The 18810-nt window shown below is 38.1% G+C and carries 20 protein-coding genes; all 20 read right to left on the minus strand.

From position 1 onward, the window contains the following. Positions 1-147 precede the first annotated feature (147 nt). Positions 148-822, minus strand: coding sequence for a zinc metallopeptidase (locus V7068_RS02100; protein WP_499710770.1), 675 nt, complete (start codon positions 820-822; stop codon positions 148-150). A gap of 77 nt (positions 823-899) precedes the next feature. Next, positions 900-1697 carry a sporulation protein YpjB gene (gene ypjB / locus V7068_RS02105; RefSeq protein ID WP_402920789.1) on the minus strand — a complete coding sequence of 266 codons (798 nt, stop codon included), beginning with the start codon at positions 1695-1697 and terminating at the stop codon, positions 900-902. A gap of 119 nt (positions 1698-1816) precedes the next feature. Then, on the minus strand, positions 1817-2407 hold the full coding sequence (gene lhaT, locus V7068_RS02110) for a lipoprotein heptaprenylglyceryl N-acetyltransferase LhaT (RefSeq protein ID WP_499710772.1): 591 nt from the start codon (positions 2405-2407) through the stop codon (positions 1817-1819). 134 nt (positions 2408-2541) lie between these two features. Continuing rightward, entirely contained in the window at positions 2542-3312 is a 771-nt protein-coding gene (locus V7068_RS02115) for a menaquinol-cytochrome c reductase cytochrome b/c subunit (protein WP_252286586.1), read from the minus strand. A 76-nt stretch (positions 3313-3388) separates the two neighbouring features. Beyond that, positions 3389-4063, minus strand: a complete 675-nt coding sequence (gene qcrB / locus V7068_RS02120) for a menaquinol-cytochrome c reductase cytochrome b subunit (RefSeq protein ID WP_119115336.1) — start codon at positions 4061-4063, stop codon at positions 3389-3391. Positions 4064-4066: 3 nt separating this feature from the next. Next, entirely contained in the window at positions 4067-4573 is a 507-nt protein-coding gene (locus V7068_RS02125; RefSeq protein ID WP_499710775.1) for a Rieske (2Fe-2S) protein, read from the minus strand. 159 nt (positions 4574-4732) lie between these two features. After that, positions 4733-5191, minus strand: a complete 459-nt coding sequence (locus V7068_RS02130) for a YpiF family protein (RefSeq protein ID WP_499710776.1) — start codon at positions 5189-5191, stop codon at positions 4733-4735. Positions 5192-5396: 205 nt separating this feature from the next. After that, positions 5397-5948, minus strand: a complete 552-nt coding sequence (locus tag V7068_RS02135; RefSeq protein WP_119115626.1) for a ReoY family proteolytic degradation factor — start codon at positions 5946-5948, stop codon at positions 5397-5399. A 56-nt stretch (positions 5949-6004) separates the two neighbouring features. Further along, positions 6005-7264: a tetratricopeptide repeat protein gene (locus V7068_RS02140; RefSeq protein WP_499710777.1), complete on the minus strand. Its 1260-nt coding sequence runs from the start codon at positions 7262-7264 to the stop codon at positions 6005-6007. Positions 7265-7886: 622 nt separating this feature from the next. Further along, complete coding sequence (gene aroA, locus V7068_RS02145; protein ID WP_499710875.1) at positions 7887-9158, minus strand: 3-phosphoshikimate 1-carboxyvinyltransferase; 1272 nt, start codon at positions 9156-9158, stop codon at positions 7887-7889. A 37-nt stretch (positions 9159-9195) separates the two neighbouring features. Further along, complete coding sequence (locus V7068_RS02150; protein ID WP_499710779.1) at positions 9196-10299, minus strand: prephenate dehydrogenase; 1104 nt, start codon at positions 10297-10299, stop codon at positions 9196-9198. 222 nt (positions 10300-10521) lie between these two features. Beyond that, on the minus strand, positions 10522-11619 hold the full coding sequence (gene hisC, locus V7068_RS02155; RefSeq protein WP_499710781.1) for a histidinol-phosphate transaminase: 1098 nt from the start codon (positions 11617-11619) through the stop codon (positions 10522-10524). Between the two features lie 22 nt (positions 11620-11641). Next, positions 11642-12004, minus strand: a complete 363-nt coding sequence (gene aroH, locus V7068_RS02160) for a chorismate mutase (RefSeq protein WP_127761173.1) — start codon at positions 12002-12004, stop codon at positions 11642-11644. 20 nt (positions 12005-12024) lie between these two features. Beyond that, positions 12025-13110 (minus strand): 3-dehydroquinate synthase, encoded by a 1086-nt coding sequence (gene aroB, locus V7068_RS02165; RefSeq protein ID WP_499710783.1) that lies wholly within the window; start codon positions 13108-13110, stop codon positions 12025-12027. 3 nt (positions 13111-13113) lie between these two features. Further along, positions 13114-14286, minus strand: a complete 1173-nt coding sequence (aroC, locus tag V7068_RS02170) for a chorismate synthase (RefSeq protein ID WP_499710785.1) — start codon at positions 14284-14286, stop codon at positions 13114-13116. 451 nt (positions 14287-14737) lie between these two features. After that, complete coding sequence (locus tag V7068_RS02175) at positions 14738-15514, minus strand: CheR family methyltransferase (protein ID WP_499710787.1); 777 nt, start codon at positions 15512-15514, stop codon at positions 14738-14740. Between the two features lie 161 nt (positions 15515-15675). Beyond that, a complete protein-coding gene (gene ndk, locus V7068_RS02180; protein ID WP_119115347.1) occupies positions 15676-16122 on the minus strand; it encodes a nucleoside-diphosphate kinase in 447 nt (148 codons plus the stop codon). Between the two features lie 106 nt (positions 16123-16228). Further along, positions 16229-17191, minus strand: coding sequence for a heptaprenyl diphosphate synthase component II (hepT, locus tag V7068_RS02185; protein WP_499710789.1), 963 nt, complete (start codon positions 17189-17191; stop codon positions 16229-16231). Between the two features lie 34 nt (positions 17192-17225). Continuing rightward, positions 17226-17933, minus strand: coding sequence for a demethylmenaquinone methyltransferase (locus V7068_RS02190; protein ID WP_252286596.1), 708 nt, complete (start codon positions 17931-17933; stop codon positions 17226-17228). A 3-nt stretch (positions 17934-17936) separates the two neighbouring features. Continuing rightward, entirely contained in the window at positions 17937-18761 is an 825-nt protein-coding gene (locus V7068_RS02195) for a heptaprenyl diphosphate synthase component 1 (RefSeq protein ID WP_499710790.1), read from the minus strand. Positions 18762-18810: the final 49 nt, after the last annotated feature.

Below are 18810 nucleotides of genomic sequence, written 5' to 3' on the forward strand. Positions count from 1 at the left end.
AGCTAGAAGGTGGAGCCGTTCTTGGACTTCACCTTTCAAGTAGATTGGGCATAGAGGAGCTATGCTCTTACACTAGACATTAAGACTTACGGAAATGCTTTTGTACATAACAAAAAAAAGATTCCGAATTAGGAATCCCTTCTTTGATTAATCTTCGCTTCTCATACCTGTATATACTAAAATTAAACGAACTAATTCTAGTACAGCTACCAAGGCAGCTGCTACATACGTCATAGCGGCAGCATTTAAAACTTTTTTCGTTTCACGCTCTTCATCATTGCGAATAACTCCTAAAGCGACGACTTGGTCCATTGCTCGTGAAGAGGCGTTAAATTCTACCGGAAGCGTCACAATTTGAAACAATACAGCTGCTGCCATAAAGATAATACCAGCAAGCAGCAAGCCTGACATACTTGCAAGCATTCCAATTAAAATCAGAATCCACGATATATTTGACCCGAAATTCGCAACCGGTACTAATGCATGGCGAATACGAAGAAATGCATAACCTTCTTGATCTTGAATCGCATGGCCAACCTCATGAGCAGCAACTGCCACACCAGCCACAGAATGTCCATGATAGTTATCTGTTGACAAACGAACCGTTTTATCACGTGGATCATAGTGATCAGATAACATACCCGGCGTTTCCTCTACGCGTACATGATAAAGGCCGTTTTGATCGAGGATTGCCCGTGCTGTTTCAGCCCCCGTCATTCCTGAAGCTGAAGCAACTTGTGAATACTTCTTATACGTACTTTTAACTTTCATTTGTGCATAAATCGGGATTAAAATAATAATCGCCAAATAAACGAAAAACATAGCGTCCTCCTCATAATGTAGTTATTGTTATTGTATGAAACGAAGGATTTCATGTCAAATATAGTGTTCCTATATACCTAGTATTCATCATCTTGTTTCTTTCGTGTTTTAATTTCATTTTTACCAGCAGTATATTTTTTCCACCCAACATAAGAAAGTGTACTAATAATAATACTTCCTGTTGTTATAATAACCCACCACAGAGATGGATCTGCTTCATCCTCTTCCATATTTTCAAAAATTGATTCTAAATCATAGCGAAGTGCGTCTAATTCACGCTGAGCTTGTTGATCAGTCATCAAGTCTGTACGCGTTTGATTAAGAAAATGAATGCGTGTATCCAATTGCTGAATCGTTTCCGATGATAAATCCACCTTCAAGCTCGGATAAATCATATCGTATTGAGCAAATAATGTAGACAGTTCTTCTTCAACCTTATCGGCATTTTGTTGAAGAGCTGCTTCTTTTGTTTGACTAAATGTATCCATCATCGAAGATTCCATGTTCGTCCACAGTGGTTGGTGAGTCGATTTAACAGCATCAATGACTAAACGGAACTTAGTTACGGCGTTAACCTTCTCACTATCAGTAATCTCCTCATCCTGAACCGCTCCTAACGCCTCGTTATGAGCCACTGTTATAATACGTAATTCATCCATATCAAAAATCGATTCTTCTGCCGTTAACTGTAAAAATACATCTGAAAAATGCGTTAACATGGCTTCTGAATCTTCATATCGCTTTAGTTTTGTCATTTCAAGCGCCTTATCAGACAGAGCATCTAATTGCTCTAAACTTGAAGAGGTTTGTCCAAAAGCAGGATGTTGGATCACAATTAATAATGCGATGATGCATAATAAGATTTTTTTAAGCATACTCCTTGTCCCTCCTCATATCTCTACTACACGATATGAATAAGAAAACAAGAGTAGACCAAATTTTTATATTAGATCTATAACAAGTACAGACGTCCTATGCTGGAATCTAACAGATCTTAAATCCTAAGGGCCAAGCGATCTTTACGATAGCCAAAATACCAGCCAATAAAAATAGAAAATAAACTGAGCCAAAATGTAAAATAGCCAATAGCATCCATATACTGCATTAAATCCCCATAACGCGGCATCATTTTAAACACATAATCAATTATCTCATTATGAATCGTCCAAATGGCGGCGACAACGAGATGCCAAAGCTTGATGCGATAAAAAGGAGCATATAACACACCTTGAACCGCCATCCCTAAATGAGAGGCAATTAACATATAGCCTTCCCATGGCAACCATCCTGTTGTTATAAGCGTTAATATATTCATCACAACAGCCCATATTCCATACTTAAACAATGTTATAATCGCTAAAGCCTCCATAAGGCCCCAATTTGTTTTAAGTACAAAAGCAAACAAGACAAAGACAAAAAATAAACTAGCTGTTGGGCTGTCTGGTACAAAGGCCAAGAAGATATCAGGAGTTTCTGCTAATTGATTCCCATACCATATATACCCATAGATTGTTCCAAAAATATTAACTAGTAATAGCAGCAGAAGGATTTGCTTGCTAGCCAGTATACTATACATCCAATTCATATAAGTTCCCTCTTTCAAAGTCTCATATTCTCATCTTACCCTTTCTTCCCCTATAAATCCAAGTTTTTCATTCTCCCTGCTTCTTTTCAATACAACATAAAAAACTGATAACAAAAGTCATCAGTTTTTTCACTTTATTTTGCCGTCAAACTCGAAACGAACTCAGCTAATTTCTCCAATTCTTCATCGCTTCCTTTAAACATTCCAGCTGGCATCCCACCTTGACCTTTAACCGCAATATTTGCGATTTCTTCAGGTGTTAAACCAGTATCTACTAAACTCGGTGCAGCTGCCCCACCCGTTAATTCAGCTCCATGACAACTAATACAGCCATTGGCATCAAGTAATTGATAACCTTCACTTTCTTTATCAAACTCCGCTCCTTCTACAATAGCTCCTTGCTTTTTAGACGCTTCCCAGTCATGGTGAGCCGCTGACTCCCAAGTTAAATACACAATTCCCGATAGTGCCAGCAGCATAAACCCTACCGCAAATGGACGTTTAGCCGGTCTTCGCTCTGGACCACGATCGATAAATGGTGCAAGTAATAACGCCCCGAAGGCTAAACCAGGAATTACAAGCGCTCCAATAATATTGTAAGGGCCTGACGCATACGTGTATTTCAATAATTGATAAAGAAATAAAAAGTACCAGTCAGGTAATGGAATATATGCTGTGTCCGTCGGGTCCGCAATTCTCTCTAACGGAGATGGATGTGCGACTGTTAAACATAAATAACCGACAAGAAAAACCGCTCCTACCATCCATTCTTTTAAAAGGAAATTTGGCCAAAATGCTTCTGTTTTTCCTGGATATTCGGAATAGTCTTTCGGAATATTCGGTTTACGACCCGTTGCAGGAATTCGAGAATCTCCAACGAATTTCATCCCTTTCCCACGGTGCATAAATAATCCCCCTCCTTCATGAAAAGGTTTTTATAATTCTGATTAATCTGATTTTTAAAACGGTTTCATTCACACTTTACAGTGGACCAGAAATTCCTTGTTTACGAATCATCAAAAAGTGAGCAGCTAATAAAGCAAAAAGAGCGGCTGGTAAGAAGAACACATGAATGGCGAAGAATCGAGTCAATGTTTGTGCCCCAACAATCGTCGCATCTCCAGCTATTAACGTTTTCATAGCCGGGCCAATCAATGGCACAGAATCTACAATTGTTAATGTTACTTTTGTCGCAAATAATGCTTTCATATCCCATGGCAATAAATAACCTGTTAAACCTAAAGCTAACATAATAAAAAAGATTAAAACGCCTACTATCCAATTTAATTCACGTGGTTTTTTATAAGCTCCTTGGAAAAATACACGAAGAGTATGTAGGAACATCATAACAATGACTAAACTCGCTCCCCAGTGGTGCATTCCACGGACAATTTGGCCAAAAGCCACTTCATTTTGTAAATAATAAACCGATTCCCATGCATTTTTAATGTCAGGCACATAGTACATCGTTAAAAACATACCTGAAAGGATTTGAATAACGGTAATAAAGAAGGTTAAGCCCCCAAAACAATAAACGAATGCTGAAAAATGATGGGCAGGATTCACATGCTCTGGAACCTCATGGTCAGCTATATCCCGCCATAGCGGCGTAATATCTAAACGTTCGTCAACCCAATCATAAATTTTTGTTAACAATGTTTACGCCTCCCCATGTGGTTTTAGTTGACCTAAATAAAGAATTCCATCTTTCTCTTTTGTTGTAAAAACATCCAGCGGACTAATCGGTGGTGTTCCTTTCACATTCATTCCGTCTTTTGTATACCGCCCATAATGACAAGGACAGAAAAATTGGTCTGGATGTTCTTTGTCACCGCCCCAGTCTACTGTACATCCTAAATGTTTACAGATAGGCGATAAGGCTACAATCTTGCCATCCTTGGTTTTATACACCCAAGCTGTGTTTGTTACCTCTGATTCATACCAGCCATCAACTTGGGTAAAGCTGAAGTCCACTCGTGTTGGTTCGGTACTAAGATCTTTAATTTTTTGTTTTGTGGCAACAAAGTCTGATTCACCGCCTCCCGCAAGAACGGGATCAACCGCAAATCGAACCATTGGCATTAACATACCCGCTGCCATAAAACCACCTACACCAGTTAGTGTGTAATTAAGGAATTGACGACGCGAAACATTACGCTTGCTCATGCATTTTCCCCCCTTATTACTAAATCGAGTCAAATAGACCCATTCATAGTAACACTATAAAACTAGGACAATTCCATGATATATCAATAATTTACCAAGGTCAATATTTGGGAATTCCAAAATATACCAAATGTTTTATAAAAAGCAAAAAAACGCCTCTTAATCCGCCTTTTTCCATTCATTCATAAATAAGGAGATGATTTGTTCTACTTGTTGTTTCATTACCTCTCTAGCCTGTTCCATTGGCAAAGATTCTAAGTTAATAGCTGGAATCCAAACGAGCGAACTAGACAGATGGTTCTCCTCTTTTTTCCAGTTAATATCGGATGTTAAGAAAAAAATGTGGTTAAATTCGGCTTGCTTTAATTTCCTTTCCCAAATTTGTAATCCTTCAACCTTTTTTTCGTCATCCATTACATAATGAAACGTCGGAATTAATAAAATACGACCTTTAAATTTTTTTTCAATTTCCATACTTAAAATGGATAGAAATTCACTCATAGATGATAATTGTTTCATTCGATCATCAAAGGAAATTGGAATAAGCGGCACTAACACCGTATCCACATATTCTTTAGCTGTTATATATAATTCGACATCTGTTGCATTCCATTTCATACCGGTCCAACACTCCCAATTTTTGTATAATCAACTCCTTTTTATTGTATCATCTTTCGTTTCAATAGAATATCTTTACTATATATCCTTATTATTTACGAAAAACCAATTTTTATCATTAAACTCCAATAATATTCCACAATGTTATTGACACAAAGCGATATAATAAAAAAGACCTTTCCGATAAACGGAAAGGCGTTCATTATCATTTTAAGTCAACTTTTAAAGAATGGAGTTTTTTCGTTAAACTCTTAAACGCTTCTTCATCATGCTGATCAAGTGCTTCATCAATCTTTTTAAGGAGGCGCTCCCTTTGGAAAGAGACTATACTGTTTTCTAAAAATTGTTCAACTAGCTGTTGATCTTTTTCATTAGCAATTTTAGATTTAGGCATATAAGGATTTTCTTCTAACACTGCCGCATATTGATGAGAGGAGTAGGCAGACTTAAAATTAAGTTGAATAAAAATTTCTTCATCACGGTTTAGTCGAATATCATGAAAAGATTTTTCAGCATCCGTAGTCATAATATTAGCTTTATAAAATCTAAATGGTACTTCATCGACACAATGAGTCGACATAATCAATCCACGCGGACAGTATTGAGCACTTTCAACAAAATGCACTTTCTTCATCAATTGATCATGACTCATCAAATAATTTAAAATCCACACACATTCCCTACGCTTCAATTGATAATGATTTAAAAACCAGCGAATAAAATCCTTCTTCTCGTTCACAGAAACAGGGGCAGCCATCATGAATTCCCTCCTCTGTCTTGATATTTTTTTCATTTCGGCTTCGTATCTTCTCCCTAGTTCTCATGAAGTCTCTCTAAGATTTGTACATATTCATCATTAGCAGGATTGCTTTGAAGTAATGCAGTAAATACTTCTCTGGCTGTAGTACGGTCTCCTTCTTCTACTAAAAAGAAACCATAATCCTCTAAGAAATCTTCATTGTGCTTAAATGCATTATATGCTTTATGATAACTATTTAATGCCTTTTCATATTGTTCTAATTTTTGATAGCTGACAGCTTCAATCCAATCAAATTGAGGGTCATCTTCGCCATATCTTCGTACTTCTTTCATACATTCAAGCGCATCTTCATACTTTTCTTGGTGCATATACAATTTTAATAAAGTAAGAGTCGCTTCTAAATAACCTGGGTCAAGCGCTAACGCTTCTTTGAAGAATTCTTCCGCTTCTTCGTCTAATCCTTTTTTCAAAGCAAGCTTGCCGCCAAAGAAATATAGTTCTTTATTATACTCGTCTGCTCGAATTCCTTCTTTTACTGTCTTTAGTGCCTCGTCAACATTTTCAAGATGTTCATAAGCACGAGCTAAATATAAATACATCGAGTGATATTCACGATCTAGCTCCTTCAATTCGACAAATTTCTGGATGGCTGTTTGATACATTCCCGCTTGATAAGCAGTCAGCGCATACTCAAATAACGTATTAATTTCCAAATGATTTTCGAGTGCCTTCTCAAAGTATGGAAGTGCCTCTTCGAACTTTCCTGCCCCACTTAATGCCTCAGCAAGACGTTGATTTAGATTCACTCCACCAATTTCCTCTTCATGTTCTAATACCTTTATGTATGCTGAAATGGCTTCTTGATTTCTTCCTTGCTGATAATATAACTCTCCCAGGGCAAAATCAATAATACTCTCACTAGGCAATAAATCTTTCGCTTGAAGCAACTTTCTTTCACTTACTTCATCCATTCCCTGCAACTGATACAAATCGGCTTCCAAAAGAAGAGCACTTGGATACATCTCATCATCGGAGCTTATTTGTTCAAGCATTAGCATTGCCTCGTCTTCTTGATCACTGTCAATTAAAATCTCAGCAATCGAAATAAGCAATTCTCCTTCTCCTGGATATAATTGAAGCAAATGTTCATACAATCTCTTCGCTTCATCCAAGAACCCTAATTGAGAAATTCCTTCAGCTAATGATAATATATTCTCCGCTGATTCCATTGTTGTTATTCGATTTATATGTGAAGTTGCTTCCGTTAATTCCCCTTTTTTTAAGAGTTGTAACACTTTATCTACTGAACTCATACATATTTCCTTCCTTTATCGCTCATTAATCAAACCGTCCTTAGTTTATCACATACATATCGTTTATTTCCATTATCGGTTGCTGGCCTCCTTACGAGTACACACAACTTTTTGCTTTAGCTCATCTCGTATGAAACCGCACTTTCGTACGCTGTTCAGCATCGCTTACTTAAAAAAAGGATTAAAATAACATTCTCCACCTAATACTCATTCTCCTTTTTCTATTAAAAGTGATTTTTTTACAAATTTTCCAGTCAGATAAAGAACACCCACCATAAACATGTATTTTACAGTGGGTGTTAAAAATTGAGATTCTATCATTTATTATATAACCTTGTTGAATTTTGGCTTATTTTAACTAAGATTGCTGTACTATACAGTACATTCCCTTACACTAGCATGTAAAATATCGGCAATATCCGATACGTTTTCTACATTTTTCGCCATTTGAACCATATTTCCGGCTTTCTTGATTGGATGCACATACTTTTTGTGCTAGTTGTTATATCATATAAAGAAACAGGGACATAAAAACCCCTCCCAATTGATTTCAGCAAATCAATTAGGAAGGGCATCTACAGCTATCCTATATGAAGGACATGGCTCAAGTCGTACACCATCTTTAAACCAACTGTCCTAAATGCTCGAAAAACTCTGGATAGGATACATTAATTGCAGCAGGGTCATGCAATTCAATTTTTCCTTTAGCAATTAAACCAGCAACAGCAAGCATCATGCCGATTCGATGGTCACCATGACTCGTTACCTCTCCACCGTGAAGCGGTGTACCGCCTTGAATAATTAAACCATCATCCGTCGGTTTCACATCCGCCCCTAATATCGATAACTCATGAGCAACCGTGTCAATACGATTCGTTTCTTTCACTTTCAATTCAGCTGCATCTTGTATAACGGTCGTACCTTCAGCTTGTGTTGCTAAAAGAGCGATAATAGGGATTTCATCAATTAAACGTGGGATTAACTCTCCACTTACCGTCGTGCCTTTAAGCTTCGAACTGCGAACGGTAATCGTACCGATTGGTTCACCTTTTGATGGAAGCTCTTCAACCGTAATATCCGCCCCCATCTTTTGCATAACTTCAATAATTCCTACTCGTGTCGGATTAAGTCCGACATTTTTCAACACTACTTCGCTATTTGGGGTAATAGCGGCAGCGACCATGAAGAAAGCAGCAGATGAAATATCTCCCGGCACATAAATTTCAGTACCCGTGAGCACTTGGTTACCTTGCACTTTAATCTCTTGACCTTCTTTTACCACTTGTCCGCCAAACTGACGAATCATTCGCTCTGTATGGTCACGCGTTTCTTCCGGCTCAATAACGACAGTTTCTCCTTCAGCCTGCAAGCCTGCTAACAAAATAGCAGATTTTACTTGAGCACTAGCAACTGGAAGCTTATAGCGAATTGGTTTTAAACTTCCTCCACGAATGTGAAGCGGAGTGAATTCCCCATTATTTCTACCATCAATAGCAGCGCCCATTTCTCGAAGCGGTTCAACAACTCGCTTCATTGTTCGCTTAGCAATTGAATGATCACCTGCTAATACAGCGGAGAAGTTTTGTCCAGCTAAAATCCCCATCATCAATCGTATTGTAGTTCCAGAATTACCAACATCGAGAACTTCACTTGGTTCCGTTAATCCCTTAAACCCTTTTCCAATCACACGAACCTGCTTGCCCGTCTGTTCAATCGTAATTCCCATCTTTTGAAAACAAGCGATTGTGCTTAAGCAGTCTGCACCAGGAAGAAAGTTTGTAACAATTGTTTCTCCATTAGCAAGGGCTCCAAACATAATGGAACGATGCGAGACAGATTTGTCGCCCGGAACGGCAATTTCTCCACGTAATGATTGTATGTCTGTTTGCAATATTTTTGTATTCACGCAATCACCCTTTACTTTTTAAAAATTACGCCAAAATCGTTTCATAAGTCGTATAGTTTCCAATAGCTTCTGCTGCTTTTAAGCGATCCTCTTCATTTTGGAAGCTAATAACGAGGACTCCATAAATCTCTTCCCGCGTCTCGATAATGCGAATATTCGTAATACTAATCCCTTTTTGGGCCAGCAAGCCAGTAATTTCAGCGAGACTCCCTGGTGTATCTGGAATATCGACATATAAATCATAATAGGAAGGAATGGCGCCTTTTGCATGAACTGGCATATCATCGCGAAATACCTTTGCCTCAGCAAAAAAGCGATAAATTTCTCCACTATCTCGATTTGCGACAAGCTCTTTAATATGTTCCATTTCCATGATCCAATCGTCCATTAAATCTAAAAGAACATCGCGATTATGTAAAAGAATATCACGCCACATTTCTGGACTGCTTGAAGCAATCCTTGTGATATCGCGAAAACCTCCGGCTGCTAATCGCGCAACAAGCTCATTTTCTTCGCTGTATGTTTGCGCTTGCTTAACAAGTCCCGCGGCAACAATGTGAGGAAAATGACTAATGACACCTGTTAACCAATCATGCGTATGAGGACTAACAACTAAAAAGTTCGCTCTTGTCCCTTTTAACCATTCCTTCAATTGATTAATTTCCTTCGTATGGTGGTCATCTGAAGGTGTTAATAAATAAAAAGCATTTTCAAATAAATGGGGTTTAGCCGCCCCAGCCCCACTTTTATGTGACCCTGCCATCGGATGACCGCCAATAAAAGTAATGCCTCGATTCATTAAATGCTTTGCCGCTTCCACTACAGTACTTTTTGTACTGCCCGCATCTGTTACAATCACATCATCTTTCAGCTTCATATCCGCTAATTGTATAACAATTTTTTCTGTTTGATCAACCGGAACAGCAAGTAAGATTAAGTCCGCCTCAAGAACACCTTCTGCAATAGAATCAACAGAATCATCTACAATGCCTAGTAATTTAGCGAGCTGAATATTATTTTCATTCACATCGTAACCAACAATATGAACACTTTCATGAGCTTGACGAATAGCCATTGCTAACGACCCGCCGATTAGGCCAAGACCAATTATAAAAACCTTACCATTCACGTTGCTTCCCTCCGCTTTTTATACTGCCCGTTCAAATGCCCCTTGTTTAGAAATCCTGGACATTCGACGATAGTATAAATATCATAACGACTAGTGGCTCATCTACTCGAGAACCACTTCGTCGCTTTTTTCTATATATTTGGCTATATTGTAAAAATGATTAAGTTCGATTAACAAAATGATTTACAATAACCATCTATTAGACTTGGAGGCTTCCCTTAGTTATTTCTCTGAAGCGGCACGCAAAAACCCTTTAATAGCTTCAATCATACCTGCATTTTCTTCTTGAGAACCAACCGTTACACGCAAGCTAGTTGGGAAACCAAATGATTTACCAGAACGAGCAATAAAACCACGCTCAAGCAAGTATTGGAAAATCTCATCCGCATCTTGTTTAAAATGGATGAAAATGAAATTTCCTTGTGAAGGATAATACGATAGATTTTCCTGTTCACAGAATTGGTAATATTGATCCATACCTTTTCGATTTGCCACACGACACGTTTCGATAAATTCTTGGTCAGAAAGAGCCGCAACAGCCGCTATTTGCCCTAATGTATTAACATTAAATGGCTCACGTGCAGGCTCTAATCTTTGAATAATCTCTTCACAAGCAATTCCATACCCTACGCGAAGACTTGCCAAACCATAAGCTTTTGAAAAAGTACGTAGCACAATAATATTTTTATATGTATTATGCCAATGATTTGTTCGTGGATAATCCTCTGCCACAACATACTCAGAATATGCTTCGTCTAACACAACAAGTACATCTTCAGGTACTTGTTCTAAGAAAGAACGCAGCTTTTGTTCTGGAATATACTTTCCTGTTGGATTATTCGGTGTACATACCCAAACGACAGCCGTATTTTCATCAATAGCTGCAAGCATAGCATCTAAATCATGGTCGCCATCCGCATGAGGTACTTCACGCACTTCCGCCCCTTCAAGAGTTGCATTATGACGATACTGTGAGAATGTTCCTGTAGCAGCTACTGTATTTTTCCCCGGTCCAAGTAAGCTTCGTGAAATAATTTGGATATTTTCATCTGATCCATTTCCAAAAATAAGCTCTGTTTCTTTAACTCCAGTATGCTTAGCAACCTCTGAACGAAGCACGGTTGCATAGCCATCTGGATAAATGGCAAAGGAATTATTAAATGATTGAATACTTTTCTTTACTTGTTCTGAACAACCAAAAGGGTTTTCATTAGAAGCTAATTTCACAATTTTTTCAAGTCCGTATTGACGTTTTACTTCATCTGTTGATTTACCAGGTTGGTAAGGCTTTAAAGAAAGCACTGCCTTATTCCATTTCATTACGCTCACCTCTATAAATAAATTATTCCGCTAAATCTGGTCGCAACACTTTTGCACCAGCTTGATAAATATGTTGAATCTCTCGTTGAGATTTCGTCGTATTGACATGAAGCATTACTCGAATACAAGATGTTAAGGCCCCTTCGACTGCAATTTCAGCCATACAAGTAACGGGAACATATCTCCAGCCTTCTATATTTCGTAACGCCTTTGCTGGGAAGACAGAGCTAATATCATCCGTTGCAGAAAAAAATACAGAAGCAACCATCTCAGGGTCAATATCATTTGCCGCAATCATCTCAGCCATTAACTCTTCAACCGCAGCCATTACTTCGGTTTCTGTATCATGTTCGACCGTCGTTGCACCTCTTATCCCTCTAATCACTATTTCTCCGTCCTCTCCCATTATCTTTCGATGAAATTCGCCATTTCATTTAATAGGTCTTCATCTGCCATTTCCGTTAATACCGGTGCACCAACCTGTTCTAAAAGAACGAATGTCGCTGAATTGGTAACAGATTTTTTGTCAGTTTTCATGAGCTGTAATAACGGCTCCATCTTCAGATGCTTCGGAATCGTTGTTCGATACCCCAACGCTTGAACCCACTCCACAAAAGAATTGTAATCAAATACAAGCCGTTGCTTTTTCTGGCTAAGTTTAAGCGCGTATACCATCCCAATTAACACCGATTCACCATGTGTAAACTTACCATACCCCATCGAAGCCTCTACTGCATGCCCGAGAGTGTGTCCAAAATTTAAATAGGCACGTACGCCATTTTCTTTCTCATCTTCTTCCACAACCGCTGCTTTAATTTCAATTCCTCTTTTAATCATCTTGAAGAATTGTTCATCGGTAATCTTCGTCAAATCTTGAATATTTGTCATTAACCAATGATGGAAATCTGTATCTGCAATTAAGGAATGCTTAATCACTTCCGCAAAACCTGATCGTAATTCCTGCTCAGGTAATGTTGCAAGAAAGTTCAAATCATAAATGACTGCTTCCGGTTGAAAGAAAGCGCCAATCATATTTTTACCAAGGGGATGATTAATCGCTACTTTCCCACCGACAGCACTATCATGAGCAAGCAATGTCGTTGGCACTTGAATAAACGGAATGCCTCTCATAAATGTAGCTGCAACAAAACCAGCAAGGTCACCTACAGCACCGCCCCCAAGAGCGATAATTAATGACTTTCGATTGAGTTGCTGTGATAGGCAATAACTTTGACATTCATAATACACATCAAATGTTTTCGCATATTCCCCTTGTGGGACAATATGTGTAAACACTTGTTTACCCGTAGCCGACAGCACTGCTTGAACAGCTTCTAAGTGAAGTGTTGCCACTTTTTCATCTGTAATAATTAAAATTTTATTGGCTTTCGATACATGACTCTCGATGAAGTGCGGCAATGTATCGATTGCGTGTTTCCCAATAAATACTGGGTATTGCTTAGAGGATGTTTTAACCGTAATCGATTCCATGAATTAAAACTCCTTCACTTCTTCTCGATACGCTTTCAAATAATCTGCTAACTGATCAAAACGATCGGAAGGGAATTGATCTACAATCGCTGCTGCTAATTCCCATGCAACGACAGCTTCAGCCACTACTGCTGCTGCTGGCACGGCACAGCTATCTGAACGTTCAACGCTTGCTTCAAATACTTCTTTCGTATCAATATCTACGCTTTTTAATGGCTTATACAGTGTTGGAATCGGCTTCATCACACCGCGGACAACAATTGGCATTCCTGTAGTCATTCCACCTTCAAAGCCGCCTAAACGGTTTGTTTTACGGTAGTAGCCTTTTTCCTTATCCCATGCAATTTCATCATGCACTTCACTGCCGAAGCGATGCGCTGCCTCAAAGCCTAAACCAATTTCGACACCTTTAAAGGCGTTAATCCCGACGATAGCTGCTGCAAGCTTTGCATCTAGTTTTCGATCATAATGTACATAGCTTCCAACACCAACAGGCATTCCTTCCACAATCACTTCTACGATTCCACCAATAGAATCGCCTTTTTTCTTCGCATCATCAATTGCATCCATCATTTGTTGTTCTACTTCCTTATCAAAACAACGAACAGGCGATGCTTCTGTTACTTCTTGCAATTGTTGAATACTTTCATAAGGTGCTGAATTTGCCTTTATACCTCCAATTTCTACTACATGTGAAGCTACTTCAATTCCAAGCAAAGATAATAATTTTTTAGCAACCGCTCCCGCTGCTACCCGAACTGTTGTTTCACGAGCTGATGAACGTTCTAATACATTTCGTAAATCGCGATGGCCATATTTAATTCCACCATTCAGATCGGCATGACCTGGTCGTGGACGAGTAATTTTTCGTTTAATTTCTTCGGCTTCTTCTTCTGTAAGCCCTTCACTGCCCATAATTTTTGTCCAATGCTTCCAGTCATCGTTTTCAACGACTAAAGCAATTGGTGATCCAAGCGTATAGCCATGTCTCACTCCAGACGAAATAAACGCTGTGTCCTTTTCAATTTGCATTCTGCGGCCACGGCCATGTCCTTTTTGGCGACGCGCCAATTGTTCATTAATATCAACATTTTCAATCGGCATTCCTGCCGGCAATCCTTCAATAATTGTCGTCAGTTGTGGACCGTGTGATTCCCCAGCTGTTAAATATCTCATTTGATTTGCCCCCTTTTAGCACTTTAAAGGATGTATGTATCAATATACCACAATTTTAAGAAAAGTGGGAATATGAAAGAAACAAAATGACTTTTTGTTTTACGTCCTTATATTATTTTACACGTTATCGACTTTTTTCGATATATTTTAATCACGAACTCTCCTATCTTTTACGGAATATTAAGTCAATTACCTTCAAATGAACTGCTTCTAGCTTACCCTTCCTACCGTTATTTAACAAAAAGATTTATTTAAACATCACTGTTAATTGCTAACTCATTTGATTAACGCTATTGCTTTAATATAACGAGGGATAAAGCACGAGTACTAGAAGTCGATTAGCAGTTTCTATATATATGACATGTTGATTTGCAGGAGATCATACATGATTGTTTAACAATGCCTTAAACAAAAAGGGCCCTCCGTTTAAAACGGATATAGCCCTTTATCATTAAATCTTTTTATAAAAGAATGTATCAAGCGTTTCTAATTGATAGTTAATCGGATTAAAAATCTGCTCTGTACTTCCAACAAAAAACACGCCATCTTTCTTCAAAGCCGTACTAAATTCCTCATACAGCGTGTTCTTTGCTTCTTCTGTAAAATAAATAAGTACATTACGGCAAACGATTAAATCGTATCCCGTATCAAATCGGTCCGCAAGCAAATTATGTTTTTTAAACGTTACTGTTCGTTTAATTTCATCTGCTACTTTATAAAAGCCGCTGCCTTCTTGTGTAAAATATTTTTGCTTCATATTAGCAGGAACCTCTGCCAAGGAACGTTCAGGGTACAAACCTAGCTTAGCTCGTGCAATCACATTTTCATCAATATCGGTCGCTAAAATATCAATCTGATGAAGCGGCATAAAATTAGATAAAATCATCGCAATTGTATAAGGCTCTTCTCCTGTCGAACAAGCCGCACTCCAAATTTTCAACTTCTTCGAAGAAGTTAAAAGTGAAGGCAGAATTTTCTTTTCTAATACTTCCCATCGCTTTTGATTTCGATAAAATTGAGACACATTAATCGTCATTCGATCTAAAAATTCATTCAATGCTTCATGATTAGACTGAATCACTCGAAAATATTCTTGAAATGACTTACATCCCTTTTTTTCGTAAAGAGAAGTAAGCCTTCGCTTCATTTGCCCTTCCTTATATAAAGAAAGATCAACCCCTGTTAGTTTTTTTATATTTTGAGTAAATTCTTCGTATCCTTGAGGCATCGCTCCGACCCCTTCATCTATTTTTATATATACTATTCATTGTTTATATCGGCTTAAAGATACAAATCTTTACTATTTTAAATATAATCAAGTGCCAAAAGACATAAAAAAACAGGTTTTTCGTTTAGAACGAAAAACCTGCTTGATTGCCATACATTGAATTAGTATACCCACTCGCTGATTAATTTAGAGTATTCTACTACTTCTTCTTCTTTGAAGAATAAACCAATTTCACGTACTGCGCTTTCTGGTGAATCAGAACCGTGAATAATGTTTTTACCAACAGTTGCTGCAAAATCACCACGGATTGTTGCTGGAGCAGCATCTTTAGGGTTTGTAGCACCCATCATTTGACGAGCTGTTGCGATAACGTTTTCACCTTCCCATACCATTGCAAATACTGGGCCTGATGTAATGAAATCAACTAGTTCGCCGAAGAAAGGACGCTCTTTATGCTCACCGTAATGTTGCTCAGCTAATTCTTGAGAAATTTGCATTAATTTAGCTCCCACAAGTTGGAAGCCTTTCTTTTCAAAACGAGAAACGATTTCTCCGATTAGATTACGTTGTACGCCATCAGGCTTTACCATTAAAAATGTTCTTTCCATTATAGTCACTCCTACTATGTATCAAAATTATTTGCCTTTTTCAGGCAATCACCTAGAAATCTTATCATCATTTGTTAAGTTTCGCAACTCTAAGTATAAAAAACCTCTAGAACTTTCTTTTTCCAATGTTTTGCGCAATTTGAGACAGTGTTTTTCGAGCTTTATTAGAAGGTAACCCTTCTAATTCTCTAAAAGCCTTTTCCAAATATTGATCACTGATCTCTGTGGCTTGTTCGATGGCTCCAGATGCTTTAATAGCCTGAATAATTGCCCCCATATCTTCCTTCGTCATTTCCTCATGCACCGTTTTGATGATTTCCTTTAAAGCAGGATTTTTCATCGCAATTAATACAGGTAATGTAATATTTCCTTGAAGCAAGTCACTGCCTGCAGGTTTTCCAAGCTCTGCTTCTGAAGCGGTAAAGTCTAAGATGTCATCCATGATTTGATAACTCATCCCGACATAATAACCGAATCTAAACAGACTTCTTTGTATCCTTTCATCGGCCCCCGTAGCAATAGCTCCTAATTGACAACTAGAGGCAATCAATAAGGCTGTTTTCCGTTTAATTCTTCTAAAATAAATCCGCCAATTTTGTTCAAAATTAAATTTGTCCTTAATTTGTTCAATTTCCCCTAGACATAGTTCAACCATAGTATTCGCTAAAATCTGATGTGCCCGTGGATTGTTAATCTCGCTCATCATTTCAAGTGCCCGCGCAAAAATATAATCACCCGTATACATAGCAACACGATTGTCCCATTTAGACTTAATCGTCGCAGATCCACGACGTAAATCGGCATCGTCGACAACATCGTCATGCACTAATGAAGCGGTATGAATCAACTCCAGCGTCGCTGCTACATGCTTTACAACATGGATATCATAATCGCCAAACCTTGCAGCTAGCAATACAAAAACAGGCCGAATTCGCTTCCCTCCCGATTGCAGCAAGTGAAGGGAGGCCTCTGTCAAAACACTTGAATCGGCATGAATAGCAGCTTCCAATTCTTTTTCAACTAATTGTAAATCAGAATTTAAAAACGAATACTTCAATTTATATTTCATACATTCCACCCAGCTTTGTTCATTGCTAACATGCTCAATTTGGTTTAATCCCGAAATGAGTTGCCGCTACTCCGCCGGTATGAGCCTTATAACTTACTTGCTCAAAACCAGCTTGCTTGAACATGTTTTCAAGCTCTTTCATCCCTGGGAAATCTCGGGCTGATTCTTGCAACCATGAATATTCATTATAACTTTTAGCGAATATTTTCCCAAACACCGGCATAATAAAACGGAAATAAAAAGAGAATAATTGCTTGAAGCCAAATAAAGTTGGATGAGATGTTTCCAGACATACCCCCATACCCCCTGGCTTTAATACTCTATTCATTTCTTTTAAAACTTGCATATAATCCGGTACATTTCGAAGTCCAAAACCGATGGTCACGTAATCAAAACTATTATCAGGAAATGGAAGATCCATCGCATTCCCATGCAATAATGTGACTTGATCAAGTTTACGTTTTTGTACTTTTTCTTTACCAATCTTCAGCATATTTTTACTAAAATCTAAGCCATATACTTCCCCTGTTTCTCCAACCGCTTCAGCAAGTGCAATCGTCCAATCTGCTGTTCCGCAGCAAAGATCAAGCGCCTTAGCCCCTTTAGGAACCTTCATCTTATTCATTGTCACTTTTCGCCACTTAACATGTTGTTGAAAGCTAATGACTGAATTCATCGTGTCATAATTCCCATAAATTTTCTCAAATACATGATGAACTTTTTGCTCTTTAGACTGTTCCATCGCTCACCCTTCTTTCACATATGAATTTACTTTAAGCTCTGTAAACGATAACATGTCATCCATCCGCTGATGAAGTTCCACATTAGCTAAAGAAAGTTCACCCTTTGACTGTTTGACAGACTGTATCGCATACTCAATACAAGAATCCATCGTATTTTCCACTTGTAACAGTTGTTCTTTAGAAAGTTCTATTTCCATTGCTATATGAGGGAATAAAATGAGACGTATCCCTTCTACAAGAAGAGATTGTCCTGTTTCCCGATACTGCTCTTTTTCTCGATACAATCGTTTTAATAACAGCAGATTCTCTGCTCCATCCATCCAAACAGGTTTTTGATAATATTCCGCTATTTTATAAATTAACGAAGCTTCTACTGCCCGGAAGCTATTGAGCAAAGCAGGGATGTTATTTAGCGTATATTGATACAAAAGAATTTTATGATCATTGATTTTTTTGACAGCGCTCGATAGCGCACGAATCATATTAATATTTCCCACTTCCGCCAGCACTTGATAATACAGACCACTGTAATAATCCCCAGCAAGAACTGTTAATTGACGATTCTTAAGTAAACCCGGACTCCCCATTACATTTGTATTCGATACCTTTTCATGCGTATCTAGTGCAATTTGAACGAGCATCGTCGACAGCATATAATGATTCCGTTCATTGTCTGAAATCTCCAATTCGTTAAACAAGCCCCACAGTAACAGCAGCTTATCTTCATCAACAAATGGCTCTTCTATATATTTTTGTAAATAAGAATGATGGGCTTTTGTTTCGATTAATTGCCGTAATTCCTTTACATCATTTATTATGTTTAACAATTGAGATCACCCTGCATCCCCGAATGATAATTTTAAATGCATTCCCGCC

The organism is Bacillus sp. JJ634 (genome assembly GCF_036962285.1).
Lineage (GTDB): Bacteria > Bacillota > Bacilli > Bacillales > DSM-1321 > Peribacillus > Peribacillus asahii_A.

Excerpts from the sequence above, each read along its gene's own strand:
- V7068_RS02190 (WP_252286596.1), bottom strand. The coding sequence starts at position 17,933 with ATGGAACAGTCTAAAGAGCAAAAAGTTCATCATGTATTTGAGAAAATT.
- V7068_RS02125 (WP_499710775.1), bottom strand. The coding sequence starts at position 4,573 with ATGAGCAAGCGTAATGTTTCGCGTCGTCAATTCCTTAATTACACACTA.
- aroB (WP_499710783.1), bottom strand. The coding sequence starts at position 13,110 with ATGGAATCGATTACGGTTAAAACATCCTCTAAGCAATACCCAGTATTT.
- aroC (WP_499710785.1), bottom strand. The coding sequence starts at position 14,286 with ATGAGATATTTAACAGCTGGGGAATCACACGGTCCACAACTGACGACA.
- V7068_RS02135 (WP_119115626.1), bottom strand. The coding sequence starts at position 5,948 with ATGGCTGCCCCTGTTTCTGTGAACGAGAAGAAGGATTTTATTCGCTGG.
- ndk (WP_119115347.1), bottom strand. The coding sequence starts at position 16,122 with ATGGAAAGAACATTTTTAATGGTAAAGCCTGATGGCGTACAACGTAAT.
- hisC (WP_499710781.1), bottom strand. The coding sequence starts at position 11,619 with ATGAAATGGAATAAGGCAGTGCTTTCTTTAAAGCCTTACCAACCTGGT.
- V7068_RS02115 (WP_252286586.1), bottom strand. The coding sequence starts at position 3,312 with ATGCACCGTGGGAAAGGGATGAAATTCGTTGGAGATTCTCGAATTCCT.
- V7068_RS02100 (WP_499710770.1), bottom strand. The coding sequence starts at position 822 with ATGTTTTTCGTTTATTTGGCGATTATTATTTTAATCCCGATTTATGCA.
- ypjB (WP_402920789.1), bottom strand. The coding sequence starts at position 1,697 with ATGCTTAAAAAAATCTTATTATGCATCATCGCATTATTAATTGTGATC.
- V7068_RS02175 (WP_499710787.1), bottom strand. The coding sequence starts at position 15,514 with ATGCCTCAAGGATACGAAGAATTTACTCAAAATATAAAAAAACTAACA.
- V7068_RS02140 (WP_499710777.1), bottom strand. The coding sequence starts at position 7,264 with ATGAGTTCAGTAGATAAAGTGTTACAACTCTTAAAAAAAGGGGAATTA.
- lhaT (WP_499710772.1), bottom strand. The coding sequence starts at position 2,407 with ATGAATTGGATGTATAGTATACTGGCTAGCAAGCAAATCCTTCTGCTG.
- hepT (WP_499710789.1), bottom strand. The coding sequence starts at position 17,191 with ATGAAATATAAATTGAAGTATTCGTTTTTAAATTCTGATTTACAATTA.
- V7068_RS02130 (WP_499710776.1), bottom strand. The coding sequence starts at position 5,191 with ATGAAATGGAATGCAACAGATGTCGAATTATATATAACAGCTAAAGAA.